The 13,743-nt window shown below is 74.5% G+C and carries 10 protein-coding genes; 5 read left to right on the forward strand and 5 right to left on the reverse strand.

Features of this window, described 5'->3' with window-relative positions; all coding sequences use genetic code 11:
• Positions 1 to 35: 35 nt before the first annotated feature.
• Entirely contained in the window at positions 36 to 1,475 is a 1,440-nt protein-coding gene (locus ACN9M0_RS10965) for an acyl-CoA synthetase (RefSeq protein ID WP_399698383.1), read from the forward strand.
• 52 nt (positions 1,476 to 1,527) lie between these two features.
• Here ACN9M0_RS10965 and ACN9M0_RS10970 read toward each other — a convergent pair whose 3' ends face one another.
• From ACN9M0_RS10970 to ACN9M0_RS10985, 4 genes are all read right to left on the reverse strand, one after another.
• The gene (locus ACN9M0_RS10970; protein ID WP_426403522.1) at positions 1,528 to 5,211 is read right to left on the reverse strand and encodes a S8 family serine peptidase; all 3,684 of its coding nucleotides are present in this window, start codon (positions 5,209 to 5,211) and stop codon (positions 1,528 to 1,530) included.
• A 155-nt stretch (positions 5,212 to 5,366) separates the two neighbouring features.
• Positions 5,367 to 6,653 (reverse strand): MFS transporter, encoded by a 1,287-nt coding sequence (locus ACN9M0_RS10975; protein ID WP_399698379.1) that lies wholly within the window; start codon positions 6,651 to 6,653, stop codon positions 5,367 to 5,369.
• Entirely contained in the window at positions 6,650 to 7,102 is a 453-nt protein-coding gene (locus ACN9M0_RS10980; RefSeq protein WP_366038214.1) for a GNAT family N-acetyltransferase, read from the reverse strand. The genes ACN9M0_RS10975 and ACN9M0_RS10980 overlap by 4 nt, the downstream gene beginning before the upstream one ends.
• Positions 7,103 to 7,348: 246 nt before the next feature.
• The gene (locus ACN9M0_RS10985; protein WP_426403523.1) at positions 7,349 to 8,848 is read right to left on the reverse strand and encodes a cytochrome P450; all 1,500 of its coding nucleotides are present in this window, start codon (positions 8,846 to 8,848) and stop codon (positions 7,349 to 7,351) included.
• 104 nt (positions 8,849 to 8,952) lie between these two features.
• Here ACN9M0_RS10985 and ACN9M0_RS10990 point away from each other — a divergent pair, with 104 nt between their 5' ends.
• The 3 genes from ACN9M0_RS10990 (at position 8,953) to ACN9M0_RS11000 (ending at position 12,670) form a co-directional block, all read left to right on the forward strand.
• Positions 8,953 to 10,227 carry a cytochrome P450 gene (locus ACN9M0_RS10990; protein WP_426403524.1) on the forward strand — a complete coding sequence of 425 codons (1,275 nt, stop codon included), beginning with the start codon at positions 8,953 to 8,955 and terminating at the stop codon, positions 10,225 to 10,227.
• Positions 10,224 to 10,934, forward strand: coding sequence for an NUDIX domain-containing protein (locus ACN9M0_RS10995; RefSeq protein ID WP_426403525.1), 711 nt, complete (start codon positions 10,224 to 10,226; stop codon positions 10,932 to 10,934). Before ACN9M0_RS10990 ends, ACN9M0_RS10995 begins: the two co-directional genes overlap by 4 nt.
• Before the next feature lie 137 nt (positions 10,935 to 11,071).
• On the forward strand, positions 11,072 to 12,670 hold the full coding sequence (locus tag ACN9M0_RS11000; protein ID WP_366035902.1) for a prenyltransferase/squalene oxidase repeat-containing protein: 1,599 nt from the start codon (positions 11,072 to 11,074) through the stop codon (positions 12,668 to 12,670).
• Between the two features lie 36 nt (positions 12,671 to 12,706).
• On the opposite strand, the gene ACN9M0_RS11005 is transcribed toward ACN9M0_RS11000, so the two are convergent.
• Positions 12,707 to 13,171, reverse strand: coding sequence for a MarR family winged helix-turn-helix transcriptional regulator (locus tag ACN9M0_RS11005; RefSeq protein ID WP_366035901.1), 465 nt, complete (start codon positions 13,169 to 13,171; stop codon positions 12,707 to 12,709).
• 115 nt (positions 13,172 to 13,286) lie between these two features.
• Here ACN9M0_RS11005 and ACN9M0_RS11010 point away from each other — a divergent pair, with 115 nt between their 5' ends.
• On the forward strand, positions 13,287 to 13,703 hold the full coding sequence (locus ACN9M0_RS11010; protein ID WP_041129101.1) for an organic hydroperoxide resistance protein: 417 nt from the start codon (positions 13,287 to 13,289) through the stop codon (positions 13,701 to 13,703).
• The last annotated feature ends 40 nt before the right edge of the window (positions 13,704 to 13,743 follow it).

Genomic DNA, 13,743 nt, shown 5'->3' on the forward strand with positions numbered 1-13,743 from the left:
CCCCCTGCCCTCGACGACCACGAGGAGTACGACCGGTGAGTGCGCTCTTCCCCGCCCTGGCGGATCCGTCCGACCGCCCCGCCCTGCGCTTCGGCGCCGGCCTCCTGACGTACCAGGAGCTCGCGCGGGCCGGCGGCGCCCTGGCCGGACGGATCGGCACGGCACGGCGCGTCGCCGTCTGGGCCACGCCGACCGCCCGGACGGCCGTCGCCGTGGTGGGCGCCCTGCTCGCGGGCGTGCCCGCCGTACCGCTCAATCCGCGTACCGGTGAGCGGGAGTTGGCGCACATCCTCGGCGACAGCGCGCCCGACGCGGTGCTCGCGGGGCCGGAGGACGCGCTGCCGGCCGGGCTGGCCGGGCTCCCCCGGATCGAGGTGGACCTGGCCGCGTCCGGCGAGGCGGTCGCGTCGGTCGATCCCGAGGCGCCCGCCCTGATCGTCTACACCTCCGGCACCACCGGCCCCCCGAAGGGCGTCCTCCTGTCCCGCCGGGCGGTCGCCGCGTCCCTCGACGCGCTGGCCGAGGCCTGGTCGTGGACGGCGGACGACGTCCTCGTGCACGCGCTGCCGTTGTTCCACGTCCATGGCCTCGTCCTCGGTGTCCTGGGTCCGCTGCGGCGCGGCGGCGAGGTCCGGCACCTGGGTTCCTTCTCGGTGGACGGGGTCACGGCGGAGCTGGGGAACGGCGGCACCATGCTGTTCGGCGTACCGACGATGTACCACCGGCTCGCGGACGCGCTCGGCGGGGACGCCCGCCTCCAGGAGGCCTTGGCGGGGGCGCGCCTGCTCGTCTCGGGTTCCGCCGCGCTTCCGGTGCACGACCACGAGCGGATCGCGGCGGCGACGGGCCGGGCGGTCGTGGAGCGGTACGGGATGACCGAGACGCTCATGAACACGAGCGTGCGGCCGGGCGGCGAGCCCCGGCCGGGGACGGTCGGGACCCCGCTCGCGGGTGTGGACCTGCGTCTGGTGGACGAGGACGGCTCCGTACTGAAGGAGCTCGACGGGCAGACCGTCGGCGAGGTGCAGGTGCGCGGCCCGAACCTCTTCTCCGGCTACCTCAACCGGCCCGACGCGACGGCGGCGGCCTTCGACGGCGACTGGTTCCGCACCGGCGACATGGCGGTCCGCGAGGCGGACGGCGGGGTGCGTCTGGTGGGCCGGAAGGCGACCGACCTCATCAAGAGCGGCGGCTACAAGATCGGGGCGGGCGAGATCGAGAACGCTCTGCTCGACCACCCCGGCGTCCGGGAGGCGGCCGTCACGGGCGAGCCCGATCCGGACCTGGGCGAGCGGATCGTGGCCTGGGTGGTGCCGCGGGACGGGGAGAAGCCGCCGGCGGAGGCGGACCTTGCGGACCACGTGGCGGGTCTGCTCGCGCCGCACAAGCGCCCCCGGGTGGTGCGCTACCTCGACGCGCTCCCCCGCAACGACATGGGCAAGGTCCTGAAGAAGGCCCTCCCGAACGCCCGTTGAGCACACGAAGGCCGGGCTCCTCCTCCGAGGGGCCCGGCCTCATGCGTTGCGGTTACTTCACGCCGACCGCGTGGATCAGCTCCTGCGTGACGGAGCCGCCCCGGTCGTCGCTCGCCCCGGCCCGCAGCGAGACGGAGCCCGCGCCGGTCGGGATGCGCAGTTCACCGGCCCACGCGGCGCCGCGCGAGGACTTCTTGAGAGTGACCTTCGCCCAGGTCGTGCCCTCGTCGTAGGAGACCTCCAGGGTGCCGGCGCCGATGGTTCCGGTGCCGGCCGCGCCCTTCACGTACTCCGCGGAGATGCCGACGGGCAGCCGGCTGCCGGCGCGGACGTCGCCGTCGAGGTCGGTGTCCACGTCGAAGCCGAGGTTGAGCAGCGGCAGGTAGGTGATCCGGTCGACGGGGGTCTCGGCGGAGCGGAAGGTCCACTCGCTGTGGCCCTTGGTCGCGAGCCGCCAGCGCGCCGGGTCGAGCGCGGTGTCGGTGACGATCCTGTACGCCGCCTCCTGCGCGGGCGCGTCCCAGGCGTAGGCGCCGGAGCTCTTCTTGCGGTCGACGCGGACGCCGTCGACGTACACCTCGGTGTACTGGGTCATGGTGTCGTCGCTCCACACGTTGCCGAAGCCGGTGTGGTCGGTGCCGGAGTCGCCCCAGCCGGGGGTGTTGAAGCGCAGGTCGTTGCCGACGCGCTGCTGGCCCCAGCCGAGGCCGGTGCCCAGCCAGGGGTGCCAGACGGGGCCGAACCAGTCGAGGTCGACCCGGCTGCCGCCCCGGTAGACGGACTGCCCGCCGCGCTCCTCCAGGGAGTCGCCGAGGTCGACGGACTCGTGCCAGCGCTGGCCGGTGCCGGTGGAGACGTACTCGGTGCGCTCGGTCGGGAAGGCGATCCACTCCTTGAAGCCGAAGCCGATCCGGAAGGTGTCGGTGATCGAGTAGCGGAACTCGCCGCCGAGCTCCTTGCGCCTGGTCGGCATGCGGAACGTGGAGTGGATGGTGGCGAGTTCGTCCTCGTCGGGGCGGAAGACCAGGTCCGTGCCGATGGCGCCGGGGTGTCCCTCGGAGAGGTCGTAGGTGTACGGGGTGAAGCGGGTGCCGGTCAGGTCGACGCGCTTGCCGCGGGCCGCGCCGGCGGCGAGCCGGTGCGCGTCGGCGGTGTCGACCGTGGCGACGGCGAGCGGCCGGTCCTCGTAGTCGGCGGTGCCGAAGTACTCCATCAGCCGGCCCGGCCGGTCGTCGGTGACGAAGAGGACCTTCGCGCCCGCGTCCTGGGCGGCCTGGGCGAGCGCCTTCGGGTCGGCTCCCTCGGTGAGCCGGGCGAGGACGGCCTTGCCGGTGGCGTTCTTGCCGGTGTACTCGGCGGGGGTGCCGGTGCCCGCGTCGACGAGGCCGAGGCGGTGCCGGCCCTCCAGGAACGTTCCGCCGCCCTGGACGGTGGGTCCGCCGAGGCGGACGCCGTCGACGCTCGCCTCCATGAGCGGCTTGCCGAGGCGCCACACGGTCCGGTACTCGAAGCTGCCGGTGGCGGGCTTCCGGGTGGGCGCGGCGAAGATCGAGTCGTACCTCATCGGGACCTGGACGGCTCCGCCGTAGGAGGCGCCGTTCGCCTTGCGGTCGAACTCCATGAGGAGCTGCCGGGTCTCGGTCCGCTGCTCGACCTCGGCGCGGATCTCGCGCAGCTGCCGCCCGTCGAGGGTGATCTCGCGGTCGCGGTCGAGGGCGATCTCGGGTTCGGTGAGGAAGCCGAGGCCGAGGGAGTCCTCGGCGCCCGAGCCGCGTACGTCGAGGAAGGTGTCGACGGTGTACGTGCCGGGCTTGAGGCGCAGTTCGAGCGTGCCGGACTCGCCGACGGCGGCCGGGAAGGGGTCCACGTTCTCGGTCAGCTGCTGGACGCCCAGGTGGGCGGGGGTGGGGGCGCCGTCGCGGTCCTTGACGTGGACGGTGAGGGTGTAGCGCTCCTCCTCCTTCACGAGGCCGAGCGCGGTGTGCGCGACGGCCGCGCCGCCGGCGGTGGCGGTGATCCGGCCGGAGGACTGGCCGACGGGGGCCACGGTGCCGTCGCCGGTGACGGTGGTGGACGCGGAGCCGTGGGCGGGGACGGTGAGGGCGGTGTCGGCGAGGGCGGCGACCCCGGCGGGCATGCCCTCGACGGCCAGGTTCAGCTCGACGGGGGCGTCGGAGGAGTTGGTGTAGGTGACGGTCCTGGTGACCGGCTTGTTCGCCTCGTACGGCCAGGAGGTGAAGCCGAGGTCGGCGGAGCCGGTGGCGGTGACGTTCGCGGAGATCGCGGCGGCGACGTCGACCCGCCCCGCGCCGAGTTCGTACGAGGTGGCGTCGAGGTTCTTCGAGGTGGACATCAGCGCGTTCTTGAGCTGGGCGCCGGTCCAGTCGGGGTGCTTCTCGGCGAGCAGCGCGGCGACGCCGGCGACGTGCGGGGTCGCCATCGAGGTACCGCTCATGGAGGTGTAGAGGCCGCTGCCGGCGACGAGCTGGGAGCGGGCGGCGAGGATGTCGACGCCGGGTGCCGACACGTCGGGCTTGAGGGCCTGGTCGCCGTAGCGGGGGCCCTGGCTCGTGAAGTAGGCGGCCTGGTCGGCGGAGTCGACGGCGCCGACGGTGAGCGCGGAGTCGGCGGCGCCGGGCGAGCCGATGGAGCCGGGGTAGCCGGAGTTGCCGGCGGCGATGACGAAGAGGGCGCCGGTCTCGGCGGAGAGGGTGTTGACGGCCTGGGCCATCGGGTCGGTGCCGTCGCTGGGTTCGCGGGAGCCGAGGCTCATCGAGACGATCTTCGCGTCGATGTCCTTGGCGGCCCATTCCATGCCCGCGATGATCTGCGACTCGGAGCCGGAGCCCTCGTCGCTGAGGACCTTGCCGACGGCGAGGGTGGCGCCGGGGGCGACGCCCTGCTCCTTGCCTTCGGAGCCGGCGCCGCTGCCGCCGACGGTGGAGGTGACGTGGGTGCCGTGGCCGTTGCGGTCGGCGACCTCCTGGCCCTCGATGAACGACCTGGTCTCGGTGACCCGGCCGGCGAGGTCGGGGTGTCCGGCGTCCACGCCGGTGTCGAGGACGGCGACCTTGACGCCCTTGCCGGTGAGCCCGGCCTCCCAGGCCTTCGGGCTGCCGATCTGGGCGTTGGACTCGGCCATGGCGGCCTTGACCCGGCCGTCGAGCCAGACCTTGCCGGGGGCGGCGGCGCGGGCGGTGCCGTGCGCGGTGAAGCCCTGCCAGAAGGCGGCGGGGTCGGTGGCGGTGACGGCGGTGCCGCCGATGCTGGGCAGGGCGCGGACGGTCTCGGTGCCGCGCGGGGCGGCGGCGGTCCGGGCGCTCTTCCCGCCGTACGTGACGATCAGCGGGAGTTCGCCGGTGATGCCCTGCTCGACGAGGCCGGTGACGTCGAAGAGGCGCGGGTCGAGCGCGCCGGAGGCCAGGTAGGGGCGGGCCTCGTCGGGGACGACGGTGATCCGGCCGTTCGCGGTCTGGGTGCGTATCGCGCCGGTGGCGCCCTTCGCCCGGTCGACGGTGACGGTCCTGTGGCCGTCACCGAGGTCGGTGAGGGTGACGCGGTCGCCGGTGACGAGGGTGACGGTGGTGCTCGTCGCGGGCGCCTTGAACGTGTCCGGCACGGCGGGAGCGGTGGTCGCGGCGGTGGCGGTCTGCCCGGCCGTGAGCATCGCGAGGGAGATGCCCGCGGCGATCAGCGCGGCTCTTCCTCTGTCGAAGGGCGTGGTCCTCGACGTCATCGTGGGAACTCCTCGCGGACCCGGGGTCGGGGGGTGTTTCCGGGTCCGCGTGGAGTCTTGGCCTGTGGGGCGGGAGTTGACCCCTGCCGCTCCTGGCGGTTATGTGCCGTGGCGGCCAACCGCCAGGACGGGCCGGGCCGTTCGGGGAGGATTGCTCACGGAGTCGGATCGAGGGCGTCATAGCGGCGGAATCCGCGCCCGTACAGGGCGAGGGCGCCGATCGCCAGGACACAGGCGATCCCGCCGCCGGTGACGGCGACGGCGGGCGAGGTCAGATCGGCGACCGACCCCGCGAGGAAGTCGCCGAGCCGGGGCCCGCCCGCGACGACCACGATGAAGACGCCCTGGAGCCGGCCGCGCATCTCGTCCGGGGCGGCGACCTGCATCATCGTGTTCCGGAAGATCATCGAGACGGTGTCGGAGTATCCGGCGAGCGCGAGCATCAGGAGCCCGAGCCAGAGGTTCCGGGTCAGCCCGAAGACGGCGATGGCGGTCCCCCAGGCCGCGACGGCGAGCAGGATCGCCTGCCCGTGGTGGCGGATGCGGCCCTGCCAGCCGGACAGCACCCCACCGAGGAGCGCTCCGAACGCGGGCGCGGCGACGAGGAGTCCGGTGGTCTTCGCGTCGCCGTCGTACCAGAGGACGGCGACGGCCGGGAACAGGGCGCGGGGGTGGGCGAGGATCATCGCGCAGAAGTCCGAGAGGAACGTCATGCGCAGGTTGGGGCGGGTGGCGAGGAACCGCAGCCCGTCGAGGACGGAGGCCCTCCCCCTGCCTTCGGCCGGGGGTGCCCCCGTGGCGCCGGTGCGTTCCGGCAGCATCGAGGGCAGTCGCCACATCGCGTAGAGGGAGGCCGAGAAGGCGATCGCGTCGATGAGGTACGCGGTCTGGTAGCCGGCCAGGCCGACGATCACGCCGCCGAGGCTGGGCCCGACGAGGGTGCCGAAGGTCGTGGTCATGGAGTTGAGCGCGTTGGCGGCGCGCAGCTGCTCGGGCGGCAGGAGCCGGGGGATCATCGACGAGCGGGCGGGCGCGTTGAGCGCCGCGCACACGGCCTGGAGGGCGACGATCCCGTACAGGAACCAGACGTGGTGGAAGCCGGCGAACGCGGCGCCGGCCAGGGCTATGGACAGCGCGGCGGAGCCGCTCGCGCTGGCGAGGCCGAGCTTGCGGCGGTCGACGGTGTCGGCGATGGCACCGCCGTACAGGCCGAAGACGACCAGCGGGACGAGGGAGAAGAGCCCGACGAGGCCGACGGAGAACGGCGAGCGGGTGATGTCGTAGATCTGGAGGGAGATGGCGAGGGTCGTCATGCCCTGCCCGACCCAGGTGACGGAGTTGCCGAACCAGAGTCGGCGGTAGTCGGCGGAGGTACGCAGCGGGGTGAGGTCGGCGAAGACGCGGCGCTGCTCGGGCTCGGTCGCCTGCGGGGTGGTGGTCACGCGACGTCGTACCGCAGCTCGGGACGCTCCCAGTGGATGTGCCCGGTGGCGGGCACGGTGCCGGTGCGGACGGCGCCGGTCCGCAGGTAGAACTCCTCGGCGGGCGGATGCGCGACGACCCGGACGGAGCTCAGGCCGGCGGCCCTGGCCTGCCCGGTCATGTGCTCCATGAGGAGCCGCCCGATGCCGAGCCCCTGGGCGGCGTCGGCGACGAACGCGAGGTCGAGCTCGGCCTCGTCGAGGAGGAGTGCGTAGAACCCGAGCACGCGGCCGCCGTCGCTCTCGTCGACGGCGACGTGGACGGGGTGGTGCTCGATGTACGAACCGCCGACCTGGTACCCCTCGACCATGGCGGCGTAGTCGCCCCGGTAGGCCCGGGAGCCCCGGACGAGCCGGGTGAGCCGCTTGGAGTCGTCGGCGGTGGCGCGCCGGATGGTGATGTCGGACATGGAGCGAGTATAGGAGCGGGGACGGCTCACGCTCCTTACGTTTTGGTCAAGGGGCGGGGCAGGGCCGGGGGCGGGCTCTGGGGGCGTCTTGTCGATCAGGCCGGATCAGGGAGCGGCGTCCGGTGCCGTGCCTCGCAAGGCGGAGGAGGGAGGCAACGCGGTGGGGGCACCTCCCAGCGGTAGCTGGGGGACGTTGTCGACCGACGACAACGCGGCGAGGCGCGGTGCCAGACGCCGCGACACCCCCTAGCGCGCGGCGAGCAGCATGCGTTGGGGCCCCGGGGACAGCACGATGCGCGGGACCGGCCGGGGCGGGCGCGGGGAGAGCGGGGTGAGGTGCCAGCGCGAGAGGATCGCGGCGATCGCGAGGGTGGCCTCGGCCGTGCCGAACGCCTCGCCGAGGCACTTCGTGGCGCCGAGCCCGAACGGGAGCCAGGCGTCCCGCGGCACCTCCCCGGCGGCCCACCGGCCCGGGTCGAAGAGCGCCGCGTCCCCGAAGAGTTCATGGCGCCGGTGGAGGAGATAGAGACAGCAGATGACCGTGGAGCCGGACGGCAGGAGCCTCCCGGCCAGCTCCGTCTCGCGGGTGGCGGTGCGGGTGACCGCCCAGGCCGGCGGGTAGAGGCGGAGCGCCTCGCGCACCACGTCGCCGGTGTACGGCAGCCGGGGCAGGTCGGCCCGGGTGGGCGGGCGTCCGGCCAGGACCGTGTCGACCTCCCCGCGCAGCCGGGCGGCGGCCCCGGGGTGGTCGGCCAGGAGGCGCAGGGCCCAGGCGACGACCGAGGAGGTGGTCTCGGCGCCGGCCAGGACCAGCGTGGCGACCTGGTCGCCGAGTGCGGCGTCCGACAGCGGCCGGCCGTGCTCGTCCCGTACGGCCAGGAGCAGCGAGAGGGCGTCGCCGTGGTCCACCCCGGCCGTCCGGTACGCGGCGATGATGGCGGCGACGCCCGTACGCCAGCGGGCCAGGGCGCTGCGGTAGCGGCGGCGGGCGGGGGACGGGACCCGGTCGACGGCGGGCGCCACGACCCGTGTGTAGACCCCGCGCAGCAGGACTTCGAGGGCCTCGCGCAGTTCCTCGGCGGCGTGCGGGGTGATGCCGGCGGAGAAGAGGGTGCGGACGGCGACGGCGGTCGTGAGCCGGAACGCCTCCTCGGTGACGTCGACGACCGCCCCCGGCCGCCAGTGCGCGGTGAGGGCCTGGGTCTCGGCCGTCATCACGGCGGCGTACCGGTCCATGAGGGAGTGGTGGAAGGCGGGCCGGAGGGTCTGCCGCTGCCCTCGGTGTTCGTCGTTCGGGCAGGTGGCGAGGCCGTTGCCGAGGAGCGCGCGGACCTTCTCGTACAGGACGCCGGTCCGGTCGAAGGAGCGGCGGTCGGTGAGGACGCGGCGGACGAGCGCGGGGTGGCTCACCACGTGGGCGGTACGGGTCCCGATCCGCACGCGGACCACGTCGCCGTGGCCGGGCAGCGAGTCCAGGAAGGCCAGCGGCCGGGTCGCGAGATACGGCAGATGCCCGAGCAACGGCCAGGCCCCGGGCGCCTGCCCGTACCGAGGAGCGGGCGCGGCCTCCGGTGCCGCCGGGGATGTGGATTCCGGTGCCGGGCCTGCGGTGGACGCTCGGGCCGCGCTGTCCGAAGGAGTCACGACACCGCCACCCCGCTCCCTGCACCGGCCCGCGCGGCGGCGCCTCCGGTTAGCTCGTACAGGTGACGGTCGGGGCCGAAGCCGGGGTCGCGCTCCCCGCACGGGCGCCCCGCACGGCCCGCGAGCTGCGGAAGCCGGCCGAACGCCACCGTCGCGGAAGATCGAACGGGATCTGAAGATCGCACAGAGCGCTACGATACGTCATCATGCAATCGCAATGCGTGACGGATGGCATGCCCCCCGACTTCCTCGACGACGACGCCGTGGCGGCCTGGACCGCCTCCGGAGCACCCCTCGTCGACCTCCTCCGCCAGGCGCACTCACCGGGCCGGCTGACCGGTTTCCGCCGTGGCGGCCGGGCTGCGGTCCTGGTCACGGAGCCCCGCCATGTGCACCAGGTGCTCGGCGTCGGCGGCGACCGGTTCGTGAAGCGGTCGCACCGGGCGAGGCCCCTCATCGGCGACGGCATGCTGACCGCCACGGGCGAGGCCTGGCGGTCCCAGCGCAGGCTCCTGCAGGCGATGTTCACGGGCCGGGGCATCCAGCGCTGGGAACACCACATCACGGGGGCGGCGGCCCGCGTCGTCGACCGCTGGGCGGAGCGGGCCCGCGGGGGCGAGCCGACGGACATCGCCGAGGACGTGCAGTTCTTCACGGTCGACACGATCTGGCGCTCGCTGACCGGCCGGCCCCTGGACCGGGAGACGTACGTCGACCTGGCGGCCGTGCAGGACATCGTCGCGGCGCTCCCCGCCGACGTGGGCGGTGCGAACGCGCTGCCGCCGGAGGTGGACGCGACGCTCGGCGCGCTCGACGCGCGGATGTTCCGCGCGCTCGCCGACGCCCGGGCCCGCCACCGGCCGGACGGTGGCGGGGTGAGCGTCCTGGACCGGCTGCTCGACGCGGCCGAGACCGATCCCGCGTACACGGACCGGCTGATCCGCGACGAGCTGGTCACCCTGCTCGTCGCCGGGTACGAGAGCAGCGCCCGCACGCTGACCTGGGCGTTCATCCTGCTCGACGGGCATCCGGAGGTCATGGAGCGGGCCGCGGGCGACGCGCGGACCGTCGAGGCGGTGCTCGGCGAGACGCTGCGGCTCTACCCGACGGGCTGGCTGCTGCCCCGGTACAGCCCGGCCGGCGAGACGCTGGACGGCTGGGCGATCCCCGCCGGTACGGATCTCCTCGTCTGCCCCTACCTCACCCACCGCGACCCGGAGGTCTGGCCCGAGCCCGAGGCCTTCGACCCGGGCCGCTTCCCGGCCCGGTCCCCGCTGCCGCCCGGCGCGTACCTCCCCTTCGGCATCGGTCCGCGCGCCTGCCTCGGCACCCGGTTCGCGATGCGGGAGATGGAGGAGCTGCTCGGCGCGCTCCTCGCCCGGTTCACGGTCGAGGTGACGGAACCGGCGGGCGAGCCCGTGTTCGGCCTCAACCTGCGCCCGGCGGGCCCGCTGCACGCGCGCGTCCGCGAGCGGACGTGAACGCACCCGCCCCCGACGCCTTCCCGTCCGGCGCCTTCCCGTCCGGCGCCTTCCCGTCCGGCGCCTTCCCGTCCGACGGCCGCCCGTCCGGCGCCCGCCCGTCCGGCGCCTGCCCGTCCGACGGCCGCGCTCCCGGGACGCACGCCCCCGAGTCTCCCGCCTCCGAGGGGTACGCCCCCGACAGCCGCGACCCCGGGACGTTCGCCTCCGAGGGGTCCCCCTCCGAGCGGGTCGACTACGTCGATCCCCGGGACCGGGTCGTGTCCCAGGGCGGACGGGCCGCCGGGCCTCCCGCCGGGCTGCTCCGGCGGTACGCGGCGACCGTCTGCACGGACCACGCCGGCCGGGTCCTCCTCTACCGGCGGACCGCCTCGGCACCGGCCTACCCCGACCACTACGACGTCCTGATCGGCGGGGCGGTCCGGACCGGGGAGGCGTACCGCGCGGCCGCGCTCCGGGAGCTGCGGGAGGAGCTGGGCTGGGAGCGGGCGCCCGGCCTGACGGAGGCGTACCGGATCCGCATCGACGATCCGCACGGCGCCTGTTTCCTGACGGTCCACCACTGGGTGGCGGACCGCGCGCCCCGGCCCGATCCGCGGGAGGTCGCCTGGTGCGGCTTCGTCGCGCCGCTCACGGTCCTGACCGGCGGATACACGCCGCTGGTCCCGGCCGGCGCGGAGGCCGTGCGGCGCCTCTTCCCCCACTGACCGCCCCACCCGCGCCGCCTCTCCCCCGGCCGACCGCCCCCACCTCGCCCCACCTGCGGCGCCCCTTCCCCCTCTCCCCGACCGCCCCATCTCGCCCCACCGCTTCTCGTACGACACCACTGAAGGACACCTCCCCCATGACGTACTGCGCGCTGCCCTTACCCGGCGCCTCCCTCGCCGTCCCCGGCACCCGGCCGGAACCGCTTCCGGGGGCCGAACGGCTCGACCGCGCCCGGGCCCGGCTGGCCACCCGCCTGGTCGCGGCCGCCGGGCCGGACGGGCTGCTCCGGGCCCCGTGCGACAGCCGGATCCTGGAATCGGCGCTGGCCCTGCGGTTGCTCACGGTGACGGGGGTGGACCCGGACGCCCAGGAGCGGCTCACCCGCCGTCTGAAGACCGGTGTGGACGAGGGCGCCCCCGACCCCGTGCAGGAGGCCGCCGCCCGCGCGGCCCTCGGCGAGTACGTGGACGGGCGGGGCGCGCTGGCCCGGCTGCTGGGCGGCTTCGACCACTTCACCGCCGGGCGCAAGCGGCTGATGTTCCAGACGCTCCTGGCGGAGCTGGGCGCCCATCCCTTCCCCGAACTTCCCTCACCCGAGGCCCTGTTCGAGGCGCGCGGCCAACAGCGGTGGCTGATCACGGAGATGGCCGCCCTGAAGGTCCTGTACGCGTTCGGGACCGGAGCGCGGCGGCTCGTCACGGAGGACGACTGGCGGGCCCTCGAACCCTGCTCGCTCCCCGGCCCGCCCCCGTACGGCAATCATCTCGCCCGGATCCTCGCCCTGCTCGCGCTGCGCCTGCGGCCCCGGTACGCAGCGGCCGTACGGGCGCGGGCGCGGGAGCTGCGCGCGTGGCTGCGCGAAGACGGCGGGCTGCCGTTCCTCACGGGCATGGACGTGTTCGCGACGGCGACCGGCGGGCTCGCCCTGGCCGGCGCGGGCGCCCCCGCACACACCCTGCGGGCCCTCGCGACGGCCCTGACGGAGCACCGGAACGCCGACGGCGGCTGGGGCTTCGGCCGGGGCGTCGGGCAGAGCGACGTGGACGACACCTCGTACTGCGTGGAGTTCCTGCGGGCGACGGGCCCCGGGCTCTTCGGTGCCGAGGTGGCGGCCGGCGAACGGTACCTGCTCGCCCGGCAGGGCGCGGACGGCGGCTTCCCGACGTTCGAGCACGGCACCGCCTCCGAGGTGGCGATAACGGCGGCGGCGGTGAACGCGCTGGCCCCCGAAGCCGCGCACCGGCGGGCTGTGGAGGCCGCCGTGCGGTTCACCGTGGCCCGACAGGAGGCCGCCGGGCCGTTCGAGCGCAGCTGGAGCCTCAACGAGAGCAACGCCCTGTTCCGTACCGTCCTCGCCCACGACTCCTTCCTGGCCGTGGCGCCCGGCCATCCGGCCCGGACCGAGGTGGCGCGGGCCCGGGCGCGGGCCGTGGCCCGGCTCGTCGACACGCAGAACGCGGACGGCGGCTGGGGGCACGTGCCGTCCGATCCGAGCGACCCGATCAGCACCGCGTACGCGCTGATCGCCGTGGCCCGGACACCGACCGTGCCGTCCGCCCGGGGTGCGACCGGGCGGGCGGTACGCCACCTCCTGGAGCGGCAGCGGCCGGACGGCGGCTTCGTCTCCCGGCCCGATCAGGCGGGGCCCCGGCCGCTCGCGTACCACGTGCCGCTCCTGACGGACGTGTGCGTGCTGCTCGGCCTGAACCACGCGCGCGCGTGGGCCTCGCGCTGAACCCGCCGCTCCCCGAGAAGGACGTCCGCGTGGCGGTCAGCCGCAGGAGACCGCCACGTCGTCCGGGTCCACGCCGTCGAGCCGGGCGGCCAGGACGTGGAGCCGCTCGCGCAGCTCCCCCAGCTCCGCCAGGTCGAGGCCGGTCGCGGCGGCGATCCGGCGCGGCACGCCGAGGGCCTTCTCCCGCAGGGCGGTCCCGTCGCCGGTGAGGCGGACGGTGACGGACCGCTCGTCCTCGGGGCTGCGGCGGCGCTCGACGAGTCCGGCCGCCTCCAGGCGCTTGAGCAGCGGCGACAGGGTGCCGGAGTCGAGCCGGAGCCGCTCGCCGATCCCCTTCACGGGCAGTTCGCCGTGCTCCCAGAGCACGAGCATGACCAGGTACTGGGGGTAGGTCAGGCCCAGCTCCTTGAGCGCGCCCCGGTAGACGCCGTTGAAGGCGCGGGTGGCGGCGTGCAGGGAGAAGCAGATCTGGTTGTCGAGCCGGAGGAAGTCCTCGTCCATGGGGTCCAGGGTACGGGAGACGCGCATCACACGCGATTAAGTTGTGCACAACTGAATCGTCCACTAACAATATGAGGGCAGCACGACACGGCCCCTTCGAGGAACGGAAGACCCCATGGACGCGATCTACACCGCCGTCGCCACCGCCAACGGCCGCGAGGGCCGCGCCGTCAGCTCCGACGGCCACATCGACCTCCCCCTCGCCCACCCGCAGGCCCTCGGCGGCAACGGTCAGGGCACCAACCCCGAGCAGCTCTTCGCCGCCGGGTACGCGGCCTGCTTCGCCAGCGCCATGGGCGTGGTCGCCCGCCAGGAGAAGATCGACATCTCCGAGGCCTCCGTCACCGCCGAGGTCTCCATCGGCAAGGACCCGGCGGACGGCGGCTTCGGCCTCGCGGTCGTGATGCGCGCCGAGTTCCCCGACCACCTCCAGGGCGAGGCGGGCCTCGCCCTGCTGAAGAAGACGCACGCCTTCTGCCCCTACTCGAAGGCCACGCGCGGAAACATCGAGGTCGAGCTCGTCGTCGAGTAGTTTTCTGTTGGTTCCCGCACGCCTCTGGTGGTCATCGACC

It is taken from the genome of Streptomyces sp. R-07, from assembly GCF_049913175.1.
GTDB lineage: Bacteria > Actinomycetota > Actinomycetes > Streptomycetales > Streptomycetaceae > Streptomyces.

Excerpts from the sequence above, each read along its gene's own strand:
- ACN9M0_RS10970 (WP_426403522.1), bottom strand. The coding sequence starts at position 5,211 with ATGACGTCGAGGACCACGCCCTTCGACAGAGGAAGAGCCGCGCTGATC.
- ACN9M0_RS10980 (WP_366038214.1), bottom strand. The coding sequence starts at position 7,102 with ATGTCCGACATCACCATCCGGCGCGCCACCGCCGACGACTCCAAGCGG.
- ACN9M0_RS10990 (WP_426403524.1), top strand. The coding sequence starts at position 8,953 with ATGCAATCGCAATGCGTGACGGATGGCATGCCCCCCGACTTCCTCGAC.
- ACN9M0_RS11000 (WP_366035902.1), top strand. The coding sequence starts at position 11,072 with ATGACGTACTGCGCGCTGCCCTTACCCGGCGCCTCCCTCGCCGTCCCC.
- ACN9M0_RS11005 (WP_366035901.1), bottom strand. The coding sequence starts at position 13,171 with ATGGACGAGGACTTCCTCCGGCTCGACAACCAGATCTGCTTCTCCCTG.
- ACN9M0_RS11010 (WP_041129101.1), top strand. The coding sequence starts at position 13,287 with ATGGACGCGATCTACACCGCCGTCGCCACCGCCAACGGCCGCGAGGGC.